This window comes from Lewinella sp. LCG006 (genome assembly GCF_040784935.1).
In the GTDB taxonomy this organism is placed as follows: domain Bacteria; phylum Bacteroidota; class Bacteroidia; order Chitinophagales; family Saprospiraceae; genus Lewinella.
Genome location: NZ_CP160680.1, coordinates 3,552,526 through 3,566,126 on the forward strand (window position 1 = coordinate 3,552,526; position 13,601 = coordinate 3,566,126).

Here is a 13,601-nt window from a genome sequence, read left to right on the forward strand (position 1 = left end):
CTCCCGAGTTTTACCAAGGTGTAAAGTTCGGGAGGATTTTTTTTGTCCCTATTGACCAAACAAATGCTCCTTTTTACTGTCTAAAGAGGAGTACAAAATAATAACAATATGAAATTTTCAAGAAAAGCAAGTGCCAGTTGGCAAGGTAGTGGTAAAGATGGTAAGGGGAGTGTAAGCACCCAAAGCACAGTATTGGACAAGACGCCTTACTCTTTTAAAACCCGTTTTGAGGAGGGCAAAGGTACCAATCCAGAAGAATTGATTGCTGCAGCGCATGCCGGTTGCTTTACCATGCAGTTGAGTTTTTTGCTCAGCGAAGCTGGTCATGTGCCTGATGAGCTTACGACAAGTGCCAAAGTGAATTTTGAAGACGGAGCTATTCCTAGCATTGAACTGACCTTGGAAGGTAAGGTCCCTTCAATTGATGCGGACACCTTTGCTGAACTCGCAGAGAAAGCCAAGGAAATCTGCCCAATTTCGAAATTATTAAAGACAGAGATTACGCTCACGACGAAGCTAATGTAAGGTGAGGTGGGTACACAAAGCACTAGAGGGATTCCGTCACCCAACCTCACTGTATTAAGTACTTAGTACTCAGATAGAACACCTTTTTAATCCAAGTACACAGTACCCAATACCAGGTACAGTGAGGCTGGTAAGTGGTAATTTGGTAATCAGGTTTTTATCCCTCGGCCTCGCGTTAATAGTAGATAACCATCCCAACAACCATCAACCAACAACCATCAACCCCACCCAACTAACTTTCATACCGTCGCATTCTGCGGCGGATGAGAGGATAGCTGAATACGGCCAATAGAATAATGACTACCCCCCAATAAAAACCGGGGTCTAAATCTTCCTGTTCGTTGAGCAGGAGCCAGGCGAGAATGATACCGTAAACAGGCTCAAGGTTGACAGTAAGGTTGGCCGCAAAGGCCGAAAGGTGCCGCAAGGATCGTAAACTGAGCGTGTAAGCCAGATTGGTACACAAAAAAGCCAGGATAAGCAGGTACAGCCAGTCGCTGTTGGATGCTGGCCACCAGGTACCTATATCGCGTCCGGTAAGTAAGAAAACACCTAGAACAGCACTGAGGAACAACCAGGCACTACCCAACTCTACGAAAGTAACCCGGCTAGGGTGCACATCAGCTAAGTATTTTTTATTGAAGGTAGCAAATGTGGCGGCCAGAAAGGCGGAAGTGAGTCCGGCAATAACCCCCCAGATCATACCGGGTTGGATGTTGTTCACAACGAGTACCATGCCTGGAATAATCAGCAAGCCCAAAGCCATCTCGTACCAGCGAAAAGGGCGTTTGACAATAATAGGCTCAAGAAAAGCAGTGAAAAAAGAGGTCGTAGCCATACAAATGAGACAGATAGAAGCATTCGATAGCTTGATAGCGCCATAAAAAGTGAGCCAATGCAAGGCAACCAAGACACCAATACCCATAAAACGTAGGAGCAGTGTTTGGCCCAAATCACGCAGCAGATATTGGGGCTTGACAAAAGGAAGAAGGCTACCACTGGTGAGCAGTACGCGCCACCAAACCAGTACCAGCGCCGTTAGTTGGATAAGATCACCGAGAATGGCGGTAAGGCCAAACAGCAACACGGCTACGTGTAATTCTAAATATGCACGCTGTTCTTCTGTAAGCATAGCAGAAAGCCTTATCTTTGTCATCTGCAAAAGTGCGCATTATGCTACAATTTTAGCTAACTTATTATCCACGGCAAATAAAAATCTTTCTGGGAAGTTTTTTGTTTAGAGGCTAGTAACTTTTAAAAATTTAAAAAAATACAACAATGGCTGTTAAAGCAGGTGACAAAGCACCCACATTCACCCTTGTTTCAGATAACCTGAAAGAAGTTTCTCTTAGTGATTACACTGGGAAAAACGTTGTGTTATTATTCTTTCCCATGGCTTTTACCAGCGTTTGCACGACGGAATTGTGCATGATGCGTGACGATATTGCAACCTACAATAATTTGGATGCGGATATCGTGGCAGTATCGGTGGATTCTCCATTTACGCTGGCGCGTTTTAAGGAAGACCAGAAATTGAATTTCCCCCTATTGTCAGATTTCAATAAAGAAGTATCGCGTAATTATGGTACGCTTTATGAGGAGTTTGTACTAGGGTTGAGAGGTGTATCAAAGCGTTCGGCCTTTGTCATTGATAAAGAAGGAACTGTTCGCTACGCTGAGGTGTTAGAAAATGCCGGTGAGGTGCCTGATTTTGCGGCCATACGCAAAGCACTGGCGTAACTTAAATAATGTATTGACTATGTTGTTCTCCAATCAAGTAGAAGAGCTGGAAGAAGTACTGGTAGAAGATGAAGTAGATGATACAGGAACCGGGGAACCGGCACAACTTATCGTTTACAATGATGACCACAATTCGTTTGATTGGGTCATCAAATGCTTCGTCGAAGTGCTTGGCCATGCGTCTTCACAATCTGAGCAGTTGGCGCTTATTATCCATACAAAAGGAAAAGCAAGCGTGAAGAATGGCCCTAAGAAAGTGCTAAAACCCCAAAAGGATGCACTCACTGAGCGTGGGCTTTCGGCGGTGATTGAAGAAGCTAAGTAAGGGAAAGTATGCCCGTATACTGGCTGCCAGAAAATGAACTGAGATTTCCTCACCCCAAAGAGGCCAGTCCGGATGGATTGTTGGCGGTTGGTGGTGATTTGAGTCCGGAGCGTTTGTTACTGGCTTACAGCTGGGGCATCTTTCCGTGGTATGCTGCCGGAGACCCCATCCTTTGGTGGAACCCCGACCCTCGTTTCGTACTCTTTCCCGATGATCTAAGGGTAAGCAAGAGTATGCGTCCTTATTTCAACCAAGAAAAATATCGGGTAACTTATGACACTGCTTTTTCAGCGGTGATCAAAGCCTGTAGTGCCATCCCACGTCGCGAGCAGGTAAGCACATGGATAACCCAGGATATGATCAAAGCTTACGAACGGCTGCATGAATTGGGCCACGCCCATTCGGTAGAAGTATGGCAAGAAGAGACACTCGTGGGCGGCCTCTATGGTATTGCGATGGGCAAGGTCTTTTTTGGGGAATCAATGTTTGCCAAAGCGACCAATGCCTCTAAATTTGGGTTTATCTCTTTGGTCGGAGCGCTGAAAGCACAGGGATACCAACTTGTCGACTGTCAGCAGGAAACCAAACACCTTGCAAGCATGGGGGCTAAAACGATGAAGAGAAGTGTATTTCTGGAGTGGCTGAGAAAAAACAGGAATCTTCCTCTGGTGCCGGGAAATTGGGAGGATGGTGTTTTTTAGTTTTTTTTGTTTATGTTTTTTTGTTTTTAAACTTTTAGTATATTTGCGCATCTTGAGTAGCTTGACAATTACTCAAACAATCAGCGGTTATTCCCCCCTGCTGTCAACAGGGAATATCAGAGGTCTATTTTTGCGTATTGCTTGGCTGCTACCGGTTTGGGTAGCAGGTGATATCGCACGCCCTAAATGGTCGATTGACCAAGGGCGGTTTTGGCGGTTCGGCAGCTGGGAGGGCCCTCCCACAAGCGGGTGCTATGCCTAGGCCCCTCCTCCTCGATCCTTTGTCCTTTTTATTAGTCAATTTCCTTTTTCCCCCTATAAAACACCTATCTTGGCGTGCTGACTAATATCCTTTATATTAATGATGATTGATTTTCAGATACTAGCCACTGAGGTCGGAGCTATTGCCCGTGCAGCGGGTGCTGCTATTCTAGAGATATACGCCGATGAAAGCAATTTTGGTATTGAGCACAAGGCTGACAATAGCCCACTGACACGTGCCGATCAAGCGGCGAATGCCGTCATCATGGCTGGCCTTACAAAGCTTGATTTTCAGGCACCCATCGTTTCGGAAGAAAACAAAGAGGTACCCTATCAGGAACGGAAGGACTTCGATTACTTTTGGTTGGTAGACCCGCTGGATGGTACCAAAGAATTCATTAAACGCAATGGAGAGTTTACGGTCAACATCGCATTGGTAAAAGATGGTAGCGTTGTATTTGGCGTTGTCTATGTACCTGTCACAGGCGAATTGTTTTGGGCCGCCAAGGGGCATGGTGCTTTTGAAGCCAAGGCGGCAGGCCCAGAGCGCATTGAGGCGGCCAATTTCACGATGAAGGATGCAGGACTAAAGGTAGTAGCCAGCCGGAGCCACCTCAATGAAGGCACTCAGGCGTTTATAGATGGCTTGGTAGATCCAGTGCTGGTAAGTAAAGGTTCTTCCCTGAAATTGTTACTGGTTGCTTCGGGAGCGGCTCATTTGTATCCGCGTTTGGCACCGACGATGGAGTGGGATACCGCTGCTGCCCAGGTTATTGTAGAAGAAGCGGGTGGCAAAGTGCTACAAGCAGCAACCAAGGAACCCGTAGTTTATAATAAAGAAAATTTACTCAACCCTCACTTTATCGTTTACGGGCAATTGAGGGATTAATACTAAAAATCTAAAGCTGTGGCCCGTTCCTTATCCGTCATCATTACCACCTACAACGAAGCAGTAAATATTGCTCGCTGCCTGGAGAGTATCCTGGAGATCGCCAGTGATATTTTAGTGGTAGATAGTTTCAGTACGGACAAGACGGTAGAGATAGCTCGCCGTTATCCGGTACGTATTCTAGAGCGGAAGTACCTGGGGCCAGCCGACCAAAAGAATTGGGCCATCCCACAAGCCAAGCATCAGTGGGTGCTGTTGTTGGATGCGGATGAGCTGGCCACACCTGAGCTTTGTGCGGAAATAAAAGGACTACTAGCGGCTGAACAGGCACCAGCTGCCGATGCCTATTGGATTGGGCGTAATAATTATTTTCTAGGCCAACCTATTCGCTACAGCGGTTGGCAGGGCGATCAGGTCATCCGTTTTTTTCATCGAGATCGGGCGCGCTACAATGAGTTGCAAGTACACGAAGAAATCGCGACCGATGGCATTGAGGTCGCCACATTAAGCGGCCGACTCGATCACTACACCTTCCGGAGCCTGGATCATTATTTGGATAAAACCCGCCGCTATGCTCGCTGGTCGGCAAAGGACCACTCCGGCAGAACTACCCGGGTAGGCTATTTTCACCTTCTGGCCAAGCCGCTGTTTCGATTTTTCAAACATTACATCATCCAGCAGGGATTTCGCGACGGCAAGGTGGGGCTCATGGTCAGCGCAATTATGGCTTGGGGCGTCTTTTTACGTTACGCTTTCTTATTGGAGCAGCAGCGAGGAGGGTGAGTGGTTTACACCGTTTTCGCCAATAGCCATTCGCGTTCTGCCAAGTGAGCAGTGGCTTTTATTTTAGCCCTTATTTTTGTTTTTCTTTTTGCGTTACGTAAAGTGCTGGGGTGGGCAATCTGTCGTAAGATATCGATGAAATTGTTGTTCAACTCCTTATGTTTCAAGGGTAACTGATTTTGCGATAAGCGAAAGATATACACCTTAAATGCCTCTATTTTAGCATCAAATAAGACGGATTGTTGCTCATGGTAGATCATGATTTCCAGTCGGCGAGCAGCAAGCCGGTAGTAGATGTTGTGGTAGCTGTCATCTAACCAGGACAGCGCCGCTTCAAGGTCGCCCTGATAAAAGGCCAGTAAAGCGTAGTTGAACCGGCAGGCATTGGGAGCCGCATCTTGATCCAGGAGGAGGTTGTTATTGGCTTCCAGTAATTGCGTAACCCATTCGAAAGCTTTCACCCTCAGCCCAATCGTTACCATGTTCAGCAGCGTTTGCGAGTGAATTTTTCCTTCAAAATAGAGGTACCCCGCAGCCAGGTGAGCTTGGTAGAGCTGAAAGGAAATGTGAAGATAAGCCTGCTCACCCTGGTTATAGCGCCCAGTCGCAAAAATACGGAGTAGGGTCTGTAATGCCTTTTCCTTTTCTTCTTCTATAAGATGACCGTATTGGTCCAATTGATGAGCTATTTCCTGAAAGAGTTCCAACTTCGTGTCGTGGGAGTTGAGCAGAAAAACAAGTGCATGGTAGTAGACGCCGTGTACGGGGTAGATACTGAAATCGAGCTGGGCGATACTGGCCAATAATTCTTTCATAGGAAGCAAGGTTTCTGCTACTTCCGTTTTGGTCTGGATACTTTGGGCTTTCTGCCAGACGACCTGCTCAAGCTTGGCCAGAAGGTACCATTCGTCAAGTTTTTGTTCTGTTTCATGAAGATACCTGGTGGATTCTTTTAACGATGTAGAACTAAAATGAGTAAACCAGGATTCGGCGAGTAACAATTGTTCCCAATAATAGGGCTTGTCTTGATGCTCTTCTTTTTTAAGTAGTTTTTCTGCCTTGGCCAAATGTTGAGCGGCCAGTACCTTGAGCCCCTTTGCTTCGAAGGCTTCTGCCAATATGCGCTTTTCGGTAGCCTTACCAGGTGGTAGTTGCTGCTGTTGAATCAGGTAGGTTTCGATCAATCTTACCAGCCTGGTCATTACTTTAGGGAGTTGACGCGTATTGTTTTCCGTTTTTTCCAGATACACCTGTTGGGCAATATTTTCTGCCTTCAGCTGCTGGTCGGTAAAGTCAGGTTTAGCCAGATGAAGCAAGTCAATCAAGCGCTGTACTTTTTCGGCTTCGTTACCAGAAATATAGTAAGGAGAGACGGCCATCAGCCGAATAGCAGCCCAATCGTCGTCGGAAAAAGTCTTTAATATTTGAATTAATTTACTGCCTTGCATCTTGCTTTTGGAAAAAAGTGCGAAAAATGTAATAGGATAAAAAAGTGATCTTCCTCACCTTTAAAGATTACAACTTACAAATTTACTATAATGAACAACAAGTTAAACCTTCTGCGGAGTAGCCTCCTTGGCACTTTGCTCTTTGGGGCGTCCTTGCTCTTTGCCCAACCTATCACTACCATTAATGCCGGAAATCTCACGCAATTTCTTGATGAAATGGATAGCTATTTTGGGGATATAATGGAGGTGAGTGAAGCTCAATTGACCCAATTTGCGGGTTCTTTTGTAGTGAGCGGAACCTCAAATAGTTGCCCAGCACCTACTCCTGTTCAAAATGGTATGGATGATAACCAGGTGAGTTTTTCCTGGGCGCCAGGAAGTAGTGCCAACTACCGCGTAGGGTATTTAAACCTTATGACGGGGACCTCTGCCGTGGCCGCAATTACTGGAAACAACTATACTTTTAATGTTCCTAATGGATTGTATGCCTTCGCTTTTCAGAAAAACTGTGGGACAGAAAAAAGCAATGCTACCATCATCATTTATGATAAGGTAGTAGGACTGACCGCCTTAACTGATCTCAGTTGTAAATGCAAACATTCGGAAATTATTACAGGTGATTTAGCGGGCATTCAAGTGATAGCATACCATGAATTCGATATTTGGATACAAGAAGAAATATCGGAAACAGTCATCAATCAAATACACTTTAAAAAGTCTTGCATAGATTGTGATGAATACCTTTACAATCCGGATTGTAACAATAATGGCTTAGATGTTTTGAACAATATTTTCTATTACCAAGATGGAGAGGACAATAACCTAGCAACGATCTGTCTTACGGGGAATAATTTTGGCTTGGAGCTAGACTTGGCCGAAGGCGTCACAGCGGCATTAGGTATTTGTAAAGAGAGCAAGCGGGGGGATCAAAATGCTACTCCTGTTGTGCAAGTTCGTCCTTCTGGCCCTCAACAGTACCGAATAGAAAAATCAGCGGAAGAAAATGCTGGCAGCTACCCGATCATACTGTACAATCAATCAGGTCAAAAATTAAAGCAATGGACTTACGAAGCAGCAGCTAGTCAGTTGGTCCAAGAAATAGATTTAAACCCTTATCCAGCGGGCATGTATTATTTGCAAATAGGTACTTCGAACGGTGTAGTGGTAGAAAAATTAATAAGATCGTAGGCTCGAACTGGGAAAAAGCCGATAGAAATGTAATTTTTTAAGGAGGGTGTTCAGGTGATCTTTGAAGAGTTCTTTTCAAAATAAAAACTCAGAAAATGAAAAACTTGACAAAGATTATTTACGTGATAACCGTACTACTGGTAGGAGTATTTAGCCAGGCTTGTGAAAAGAATACTCCTGATACAGCAGCAACACTCTCATCGGAAGCACAAACCTATTTCCAACGTTTGACTGCTGCCGAAGCAGAGGCTGGCGTATCATTTGGGCTCACGGCTGCTGACCTGCAATCGGCTTTAGATAACCAGCAAGAAGGCACCAGTAAAATTGAAATCTGCTGTTACACAGCCAGCGATCTGGCATTTTTTTCAAGCTGTTTTGGCGCAACAGCAGGTAATTGCCTGGAAGATTGGGACTTTAATGAAGATGGTGTCATCAATACTGCTGATCTGTTGGTATTATTAGCCAATTATGGTTGTCCTGAAGTGACGCCTACGCTGTTGGTTCCTTCTTCCCTCTTTGTAGTAGATGAGGTTTCAGGTAAAATTCGGAATGAGACCCTGATTGATGGAGTATCATGGTACATCAATTACACCACCGATATTTTTGACCAGGTACGTTGGTATTACGATGGTGTACCGGTGAGCAATAATATGACTTTTTTACAATTGGAATATCCGGGCGCAACGGATTATGATGTGGCAATTGATTGCAATGCCGGTTATCACTTGGTAGAACTTTATGTTAGGGTGGATTGCGAAGTTTATTCTACTTCGGCTTGTCTGAAAATAGGAATTGACGAAACACGGCCTGTGTGTAAGTCAGATTACTGTACACCCTAGTACTGTTTGGGAAAGGCTTACTTTCGATTGCAGATTACAATAGTAGCGAATCATTATAGTAAAGCCAATAATTGGCTCGTGTATAGCACAGTACCTCCAAGGTGCTGTGCTATTTTTTTACAACTGTTCGTCCACTTCCTTGAGCTCTGCCTCATCAAATTCACCAAACCACTGGTGAAGGCGGCCCCGAGCCTTTTGCCGTACCTCCTGGTTGACATAAGCTGCTATCGTCACTAAGCCAAATGCCAAAACGCCCAAGTCGTCGGTATAACCCAAGATGGGCGTAAGGTCGGGGATAAGGTCAATCGGAGCTAAAAAATAACCAAGCACTCCCAGGATGATACTCCGGGCCCAGGTGGGCGTTTCCTTGCGGCGATAGGCATAAAACAGCAAGAGGGCCGTGTAAACAATCTTCACCCCCGCATTACGGGCATGACCTCTTAGTTTTTCCCAAAATCGCTCGTCAGAGAAATAGCGACGGTACTTTTTTATCGTTTCTTTCATTATATCAGAATGTACTCCCAATATAACATCATTGCTTGGATAATAGATCATTTTTAACATTCCCTCTTGCACCAACGGGTTGCTTAAGCTACCAAAAAAAAGCCACCAAGGTCTTTGACATTGGTGGCTCTGTAAATGGTAATTATCTTCTTTTTAGGAAAGAAGTGTTTTGGATAAAACTAAAAATCGTCGGTAAATCCGCCCATCCGGAAGGTGATAGTACCCAGCGGACTGCTGAAGTCATCATTGTCCAGCTCTTGTAGGCGGGTAGCGCCATTCACCCAGCGGTAGCCACCCGTGAAGGTCATCTTGAGCCATTCCGTTAGGTTGACTTCAAAGCCCAGCTCGGGAGTCAAAACAAACACCCGGTCGGTGAAAACATTGTCCTTGTCCTGGCGTAGCCTTGCTTTACCCCAGCCGATTTTTGTACTTCCGTAAAAGTGGATAAGCTTGTCAGATTTGGGCACAATACCCATCCATAAACCACCATGGCCAAATTTGAGGTCATATTCCCCGGCGTCGTCGCCCTGGGTGATGGTATGCACGGGGTAGCTGGTTCCCATCCCGTAGCCACCAATGAAAACGGGCGACATAATGAGGGCTCCACCGCCGCCTACGTCGGCACCTACTTCACCGTTGATAGCACCCGTTTCAACGATCACGGCCCCAAAGGCTCCCGTCACATCCAGGTTATTGAATAGGGTTTCCTGAGCACTCAACTGACCAATGATCAGGAGGCTGATGGCAAGAGGTAAAATTTTTCGCATTGCTGTTTTGTTGTCGGTGATCTTCGGGGCTGTTCCCGAAAGGAATTTACTTTCTCCGAGAAGATGCGAAAAGTAAGTTTGTCCCCCTATTGGTAACCTGTTTTTTTTACCATGAGCTACTGCGGCTATACTAATTCCGCAAAATCACCATACACTTCCATCAGTTGTTCCAGCGTTATCGGTTGCGCCACGCGGAGTACATTACGAGCGCGGGTGTAGCCGTTGGGCTTCAGTTGAGAAATGATGACCAAAGCAGTAGTAGGGTCGGAGAGAGGTTGTAAACGGATGCGGAGTCTTTCATTGTAAGCTTCCACCATGCCGCCAGAGAGTTTGCGGATTTTCATAGGTGTAGGTATTGAACAACTCTTCTTCTTTGAGTGTTAACTCAAAGAAAATCAGTTAATAAGGTTTGATGGAAGATACAAAAAAAGCGTTGTTAAAATTCCCCGGGCCTACAGTTTTTTCGAAAAATTGTAACGATTTTTGCGCGCGCCCTATCAATAGTAGGAGTCTTAAAAAAAATTCCAAAACACTATAACACCATCTACAAAAGGTGGTCTTTTAAAAAGCCTTAATATGAAATTGTGCAAATTGTTATGCTTGAGTTTTATCTGTTTACTGCTTAGTTTTTCCGGCAATGCCCAGGAGCGGGTAAAAAACCGTGCGGAAAACAAAGCCAATCAGCGTGTGGACCAGAAAGTAGATCAGGCGGTAGACAAAGCCGCCGATGCGATTGAAGGCCTGTTCCGCCGCAAGAAGCAAGACCAGCCCGAAACCCCAACCGAAGACAGCGAAGTATTAGAAGACGATACCCCTGCGCCCAACGCCGATGGAGGCGTCTTCTCTGGTATCAACTTTGGCGGTGAATTCGAACCCTACGAAAACCCTGTAAAGATGAACCTGTCCATGGACATGGTCAATACCGATAAGCGCGGCAAAGTGCAAAACCTTACCATGCACTACACCTTCGATACCTGGGCCACTGGAATGGAAATGATCTCAGAGGACGGTACCACCCGTATTCTGCTGGATAACCAGGAAGGCAAAATGACCATGATCACACAAAGCGATGGCAAAACCCAGGGGATCCGCATGCGCCAACCCAAAGTGGAATACGAGGATTTCGTTCCTGAGCAGAGCGAATTCACCATCACCGACCTCGGCAATACCAAGGTGATCAACGGCTACAATTGCCGCGAATACCTCATCGAACACGAAGATGGCACTACCAACGCCTGGTTGACCAAGGACCTGGAAATCGATCGCGATGCCATCATCCGCGCCATGTCCGCCCAGATGCGTCAGAAAAAGAACAATAACTTTTCGACCAATGCCTTTGCCGTAGAAGGCTTCCCTATCGAGAGTACCACGGTCTCCAAGGATGGCAAGGAAACCACCAAAATGACCTACTACAACCTCCATTTTGGTGCTGATGTCAACATGGATGTCTTTGACACCAACGGCATCGAAATCATGAGCATCGGCTTCTAATAATTTTCTTTTTAGTAGCCACCAGGCCCCCGAGGAATACTTTTGCTCGGGGGCTTGTTTTTTTAGGCAGGCCCGCCACCCGTTCCGGGGGCGGCCGGGCTATCCGCTCTTATGCCCGCTGCGCATGGCATACCGCTTCTATCCCTGCCTGTGCTTTTCCGATTGGAAATCGGAATGCGCCGGGCTACCCTCCTCCGTCGGTTCGCCCTAACCATGGCCAATTTGTGCAACACTTTCCTTATTTTGCAACCAACATTTAGAGCACAGTTAACTTAATCTAACTTCACATGAAACACCCTGCAATGATTCCTTTCTTACCACGCACCTGCCTCCTTTGTCTTGGCCTGTTTATTAGCCTCTTCTCAGCTTGTTCTTCTGGATCAGGAACCTCCGCTGCCGGGGAGTCAGGCACGGAGGCGGCCGCTACTTTTCTGGCCCCCGACTTTTTAAGTGCCGAAACTATCAATGCCCTCAATGAGATTAAAGCAGTTTTTGATCAGGGGATTTCCAAAGGTTTTGGTGACCGCCCACCCGCTTATGTCTACGAACAGCATGCCCTGCGGATGCGCATGGATTATTTTGATGATGACCCCTACACATCAGTATTTCCCTACAACGGCGAGTTTGACCTTTCTGGCCTCACCGAAGCCGTCAGCAAACTACCCTTTATTACCAAAAAGTGCGGCTTTCAAGATCCCACGACCAAAGAGATCATCAACTATTTCTGCTTCAATACCAACCCTGATTATATGAACTATCTTGCAGCGGTAGGCGAGAACAGTGACCTGATCAAAGGCTTTCAATATCACTATCAGGAAGTCAAGACCATCGACCAAACCCTGCGCCAAAATATGCTCACCCAATCCGTAGAGCAAATCGATTTTGCTAGTCTGGATCAGCAGTATTTTTACATGATGTTTCACATCATCGCCAATGAAGAACGACTGGCCCTCGACCAACTTCAGGCCCAATTGGACTAGCGCTTTCACCTGCAAAGAGCGGACCGAACAGGGACGCTTTGGATTGGTTCTGAATGCGCTTAGTTGCTCACCAAACCAAAGGGATTTCCATGTCCCCCTCTTTGAGGAGGTGTCACACAGTGACGGGGGAGAAGCCTTGCGGATCGCTCCCTCAAGCATTTGGGAAAATGTCTAAAGTCCAGCTAAGGTCCAGCGGATAAAATCCGGCATGGCAAGTGCCCAGGTAGCAGGATCATGATGGCCATCGACGATTTCCAAGTAGTGGAGGTCTGTCTCTGGTTGGCCTTTTTCCCTTAGGAGATCCATCAATTGGAGGGTGTCATCAATAGCGTCGATGATGCCGTTGTGGTTGCGATCGCCTTCTTCGTCTTTGGTGCCAGCCTGGAACCAATAGCGTACTGGTGGCAAACTAGAGGCCTTGGCCACCTGATCATGCAGGATGCGGTTGGCATCGGGGAGCTTTTTGTTGAAGGGGCGACTGCGCCACCAGAGTGCACCAGAAAAAATACCGGCGGTACGGAAGACTTGGGGGTAGTGCCAGGCCAGATCAAAGGCAACCAAGGCACCCAGGGAGAAACCTCCAACGTGATGGAGCTGGGTGGGAGGACCAATACCGTATCTGTTTCGTAAAAAAGGCAGCAATTCCTCCAGGATAAACTGCGCGGTTTGGGGGGCACGATTTCCTCGGTCGGCATAGTCAGCACGGCTGAGGGTGCCGTATTCCCACATGCGGGCTTCGTTGGCATGAATGCCTACTACCGTAAACGGAGAAAAACCTTCCGTGTAGAGTTGTTCATGCAAAGCACTTATGGCCATGGTGCGTACATCCTGACCATCCAGAAAAAAGAAAACGGGTTGGTTGTTGGTTGTATGGCTGCGGTAGAGGTCTACGGTGACCGTCCTGCTGAGGTGTTGACTGGCTAAATGATGGGTGGTAAAGGCCTTATGGGGCATTATCAGGTGACGCAAGCGCCTCATAAAATCATCCATAGCCCTATGTAAACCACTGATCGGCATAAGCAAAAGAGAATTGTTAAAAAAAAACAGGTAGTAATAAACTATCTTTTTTGAGAAGAATAAGTGGTGCAGTTCTGGCAATTAAGAATAAATGTATATTAGTCCTCAGATTGCTTGTTGTTTATTTGGTTTATGCTTTTTTA

Annotated in this window: 16 protein-coding genes; 10 read left to right on the plus strand and 6 right to left on the minus strand. The window is 46.3% G+C overall.

Annotated features, from left to right (window positions below; genetic code table 11):
• Positions 1 to 108 precede the first annotated feature (108 nt).
• Positions 109 to 525 carry an OsmC family protein gene (locus AB0L18_RS12675; protein WP_367392963.1) on the plus strand — a complete coding sequence of 139 codons (417 nt, stop codon included), beginning with the start codon at positions 109 to 111 and terminating at the stop codon, positions 523 to 525.
• A gap of 232 nt (positions 526 to 757) precedes the next feature.
• On the opposite strand, the gene AB0L18_RS12680 is transcribed toward AB0L18_RS12675, so the two are convergent.
• Entirely contained in the window at positions 758 to 1,657 is a 900-nt protein-coding gene (locus tag AB0L18_RS12680; protein WP_367392964.1) for a DMT family transporter, read from the minus strand.
• Positions 1,658 to 1,803: 146 nt separating this feature from the next.
• Between AB0L18_RS12680 and AB0L18_RS12685 the strand changes: the two genes are divergently transcribed.
• The 5 genes from AB0L18_RS12685 to AB0L18_RS12705 all read left to right on the plus strand — a co-directional run bounded on the left by AB0L18_RS12685 (position 1,804) and on the right by AB0L18_RS12705 (position 5,224).
• Entirely contained in the window at positions 1,804 to 2,265 is a 462-nt protein-coding gene (locus tag AB0L18_RS12685; protein ID WP_367392965.1) for a redoxin domain-containing protein, read from the plus strand.
• 19 nt (positions 2,266 to 2,284) lie between these two features.
• Positions 2,285 to 2,590, plus strand: a complete 306-nt coding sequence (locus tag AB0L18_RS12690; protein ID WP_367392966.1) for an ATP-dependent Clp protease adaptor ClpS — start codon at positions 2,285 to 2,287, stop codon at positions 2,588 to 2,590.
• An 8-nt stretch (positions 2,591 to 2,598) separates the two neighbouring features.
• Positions 2,599 to 3,291: a leucyl/phenylalanyl-tRNA--protein transferase gene (gene aat, locus AB0L18_RS12695; protein WP_367392967.1), complete on the plus strand. Its 693-nt coding sequence runs from the start codon at positions 2,599 to 2,601 to the stop codon at positions 3,289 to 3,291.
• A 361-nt stretch (positions 3,292 to 3,652) separates the two neighbouring features.
• On the plus strand, positions 3,653 to 4,441 hold the full coding sequence (gene cysQ, locus AB0L18_RS12700) for a 3'(2'),5'-bisphosphate nucleotidase CysQ (RefSeq protein WP_367392968.1): 789 nt from the start codon (positions 3,653 to 3,655) through the stop codon (positions 4,439 to 4,441).
• An 18-nt stretch (positions 4,442 to 4,459) separates the two neighbouring features.
• Positions 4,460 to 5,224, plus strand: coding sequence for a glycosyltransferase family 2 protein (locus AB0L18_RS12705; RefSeq protein WP_367392969.1), 765 nt, complete (start codon positions 4,460 to 4,462; stop codon positions 5,222 to 5,224).
• A gap of 5 nt (positions 5,225 to 5,229) precedes the next feature.
• Here AB0L18_RS12705 and AB0L18_RS12710 read toward each other — a convergent pair whose 3' ends face one another.
• A complete protein-coding gene (locus tag AB0L18_RS12710) occupies positions 5,230 to 6,672 on the minus strand; it encodes a hypothetical protein (protein ID WP_367392970.1) in 1,443 nt (480 codons plus the stop codon).
• Positions 6,673 to 6,762: 90 nt separating this feature from the next.
• Here AB0L18_RS12710 and AB0L18_RS12715 point away from each other — a divergent pair, with 90 nt between their 5' ends.
• Complete coding sequence (locus AB0L18_RS12715; protein WP_367392971.1) at positions 6,763 to 7,860, plus strand: T9SS type A sorting domain-containing protein; 1,098 nt, start codon at positions 6,763 to 6,765, stop codon at positions 7,858 to 7,860.
• A gap of 95 nt (positions 7,861 to 7,955) precedes the next feature.
• Positions 7,956 to 8,699, plus strand: a complete 744-nt coding sequence (locus tag AB0L18_RS12720; RefSeq protein WP_367392972.1) for a hypothetical protein — start codon at positions 7,956 to 7,958, stop codon at positions 8,697 to 8,699.
• A gap of 117 nt (positions 8,700 to 8,816) precedes the next feature.
• Here the strand turns inward: AB0L18_RS12720 and AB0L18_RS12725 are convergent, their stop codons facing one another.
• The 3 genes from AB0L18_RS12725 to AB0L18_RS12735 form a co-directional block, all read right to left on the minus strand.
• Positions 8,817 to 9,203, minus strand: coding sequence for a YkvA family protein (locus AB0L18_RS12725; protein WP_367392973.1), 387 nt, complete (start codon positions 9,201 to 9,203; stop codon positions 8,817 to 8,819).
• 179 nt (positions 9,204 to 9,382) lie between these two features.
• A complete protein-coding gene (locus tag AB0L18_RS12730; RefSeq protein ID WP_367392974.1) occupies positions 9,383 to 9,970 on the minus strand; it encodes a hypothetical protein in 588 nt (195 codons plus the stop codon).
• Between the two features lie 125 nt (positions 9,971 to 10,095).
• Positions 10,096 to 10,314, minus strand: coding sequence for a hypothetical protein (locus AB0L18_RS12735; RefSeq protein ID WP_367392975.1), 219 nt, complete (start codon positions 10,312 to 10,314; stop codon positions 10,096 to 10,098).
• A gap of 232 nt (positions 10,315 to 10,546) precedes the next feature.
• On the opposite strand from AB0L18_RS12735, the gene AB0L18_RS12740 reads away from it, so the two are divergent.
• Positions 10,547 to 11,461 carry a DUF4412 domain-containing protein gene (locus tag AB0L18_RS12740; RefSeq protein WP_367392976.1) on the plus strand — a complete coding sequence of 305 codons (915 nt, stop codon included), beginning with the start codon at positions 10,547 to 10,549 and terminating at the stop codon, positions 11,459 to 11,461.
• A 287-nt stretch (positions 11,462 to 11,748) separates the two neighbouring features.
• The gene (locus AB0L18_RS12745; protein WP_367392977.1) at positions 11,749 to 12,441 is read left to right on the plus strand and encodes a hypothetical protein; all 693 of its coding nucleotides are present in this window, start codon (positions 11,749 to 11,751) and stop codon (positions 12,439 to 12,441) included.
• Between the two features lie 171 nt (positions 12,442 to 12,612).
• Here AB0L18_RS12745 and AB0L18_RS12750 read toward each other — a convergent pair whose 3' ends face one another.
• Complete coding sequence (locus AB0L18_RS12750; protein WP_367392978.1) at positions 12,613 to 13,431, minus strand: alpha/beta hydrolase; 819 nt, start codon at positions 13,429 to 13,431, stop codon at positions 12,613 to 12,615.
• Between the last annotated feature and the right edge of the window lie 170 nt (positions 13,432 to 13,601).

What these genes read in the sequence shown, in the direction of transcription:
- AB0L18_RS12745 (WP_367392977.1), top strand. Translation starts at nt 11,749, where the DNA reads ATGAAACACCCTGCAATGATTCCTTTCTTACCACGCACCTGCCTCCTT.
- AB0L18_RS12710 (WP_367392970.1), bottom strand. Translation starts at nt 6,672, where the DNA reads ATGCAAGGCAGTAAATTAATTCAAATATTAAAGACTTTTTCCGACGAC.
- AB0L18_RS12680 (WP_367392964.1), bottom strand. Translation starts at nt 1,657, where the DNA reads ATGCTTACAGAAGAACAGCGTGCATATTTAGAATTACACGTAGCCGTG.
- AB0L18_RS12720 (WP_367392972.1), top strand. Translation starts at nt 7,956, where the DNA reads ATGAAAAACTTGACAAAGATTATTTACGTGATAACCGTACTACTGGTA.
- AB0L18_RS12675 (WP_367392963.1), top strand. Translation starts at nt 109, where the DNA reads ATGAAATTTTCAAGAAAAGCAAGTGCCAGTTGGCAAGGTAGTGGTAAA.
- AB0L18_RS12690 (WP_367392966.1), top strand. Translation starts at nt 2,285, where the DNA reads ATGTTGTTCTCCAATCAAGTAGAAGAGCTGGAAGAAGTACTGGTAGAA.
- AB0L18_RS12685 (WP_367392965.1), top strand. Translation starts at nt 1,804, where the DNA reads ATGGCTGTTAAAGCAGGTGACAAAGCACCCACATTCACCCTTGTTTCA.
- AB0L18_RS12740 (WP_367392976.1), top strand. Translation starts at nt 10,547, where the DNA reads ATGAAATTGTGCAAATTGTTATGCTTGAGTTTTATCTGTTTACTGCTT.
- AB0L18_RS12725 (WP_367392973.1), bottom strand. Translation starts at nt 9,203, where the DNA reads ATGAAAGAAACGATAAAAAAGTACCGTCGCTATTTCTCTGACGAGCGA.
- aat (WP_367392967.1), top strand. Translation starts at nt 2,599, where the DNA reads ATGCCCGTATACTGGCTGCCAGAAAATGAACTGAGATTTCCTCACCCC.
- AB0L18_RS12750 (WP_367392978.1), bottom strand. Translation starts at nt 13,431, where the DNA reads ATGGATGATTTTATGAGGCGCTTGCGTCACCTGATAATGCCCCATAAG.
- AB0L18_RS12715 (WP_367392971.1), top strand. Translation starts at nt 6,763, where the DNA reads ATGAACAACAAGTTAAACCTTCTGCGGAGTAGCCTCCTTGGCACTTTG.
- cysQ (WP_367392968.1), top strand. Translation starts at nt 3,653, where the DNA reads ATGATGATTGATTTTCAGATACTAGCCACTGAGGTCGGAGCTATTGCC.
- AB0L18_RS12735 (WP_367392975.1), bottom strand. Translation starts at nt 10,314, where the DNA reads ATGAAAATCCGCAAACTCTCTGGCGGCATGGTGGAAGCTTACAATGAA.
- AB0L18_RS12730 (WP_367392974.1), bottom strand. Translation starts at nt 9,970, where the DNA reads ATGCGAAAAATTTTACCTCTTGCCATCAGCCTCCTGATCATTGGTCAG.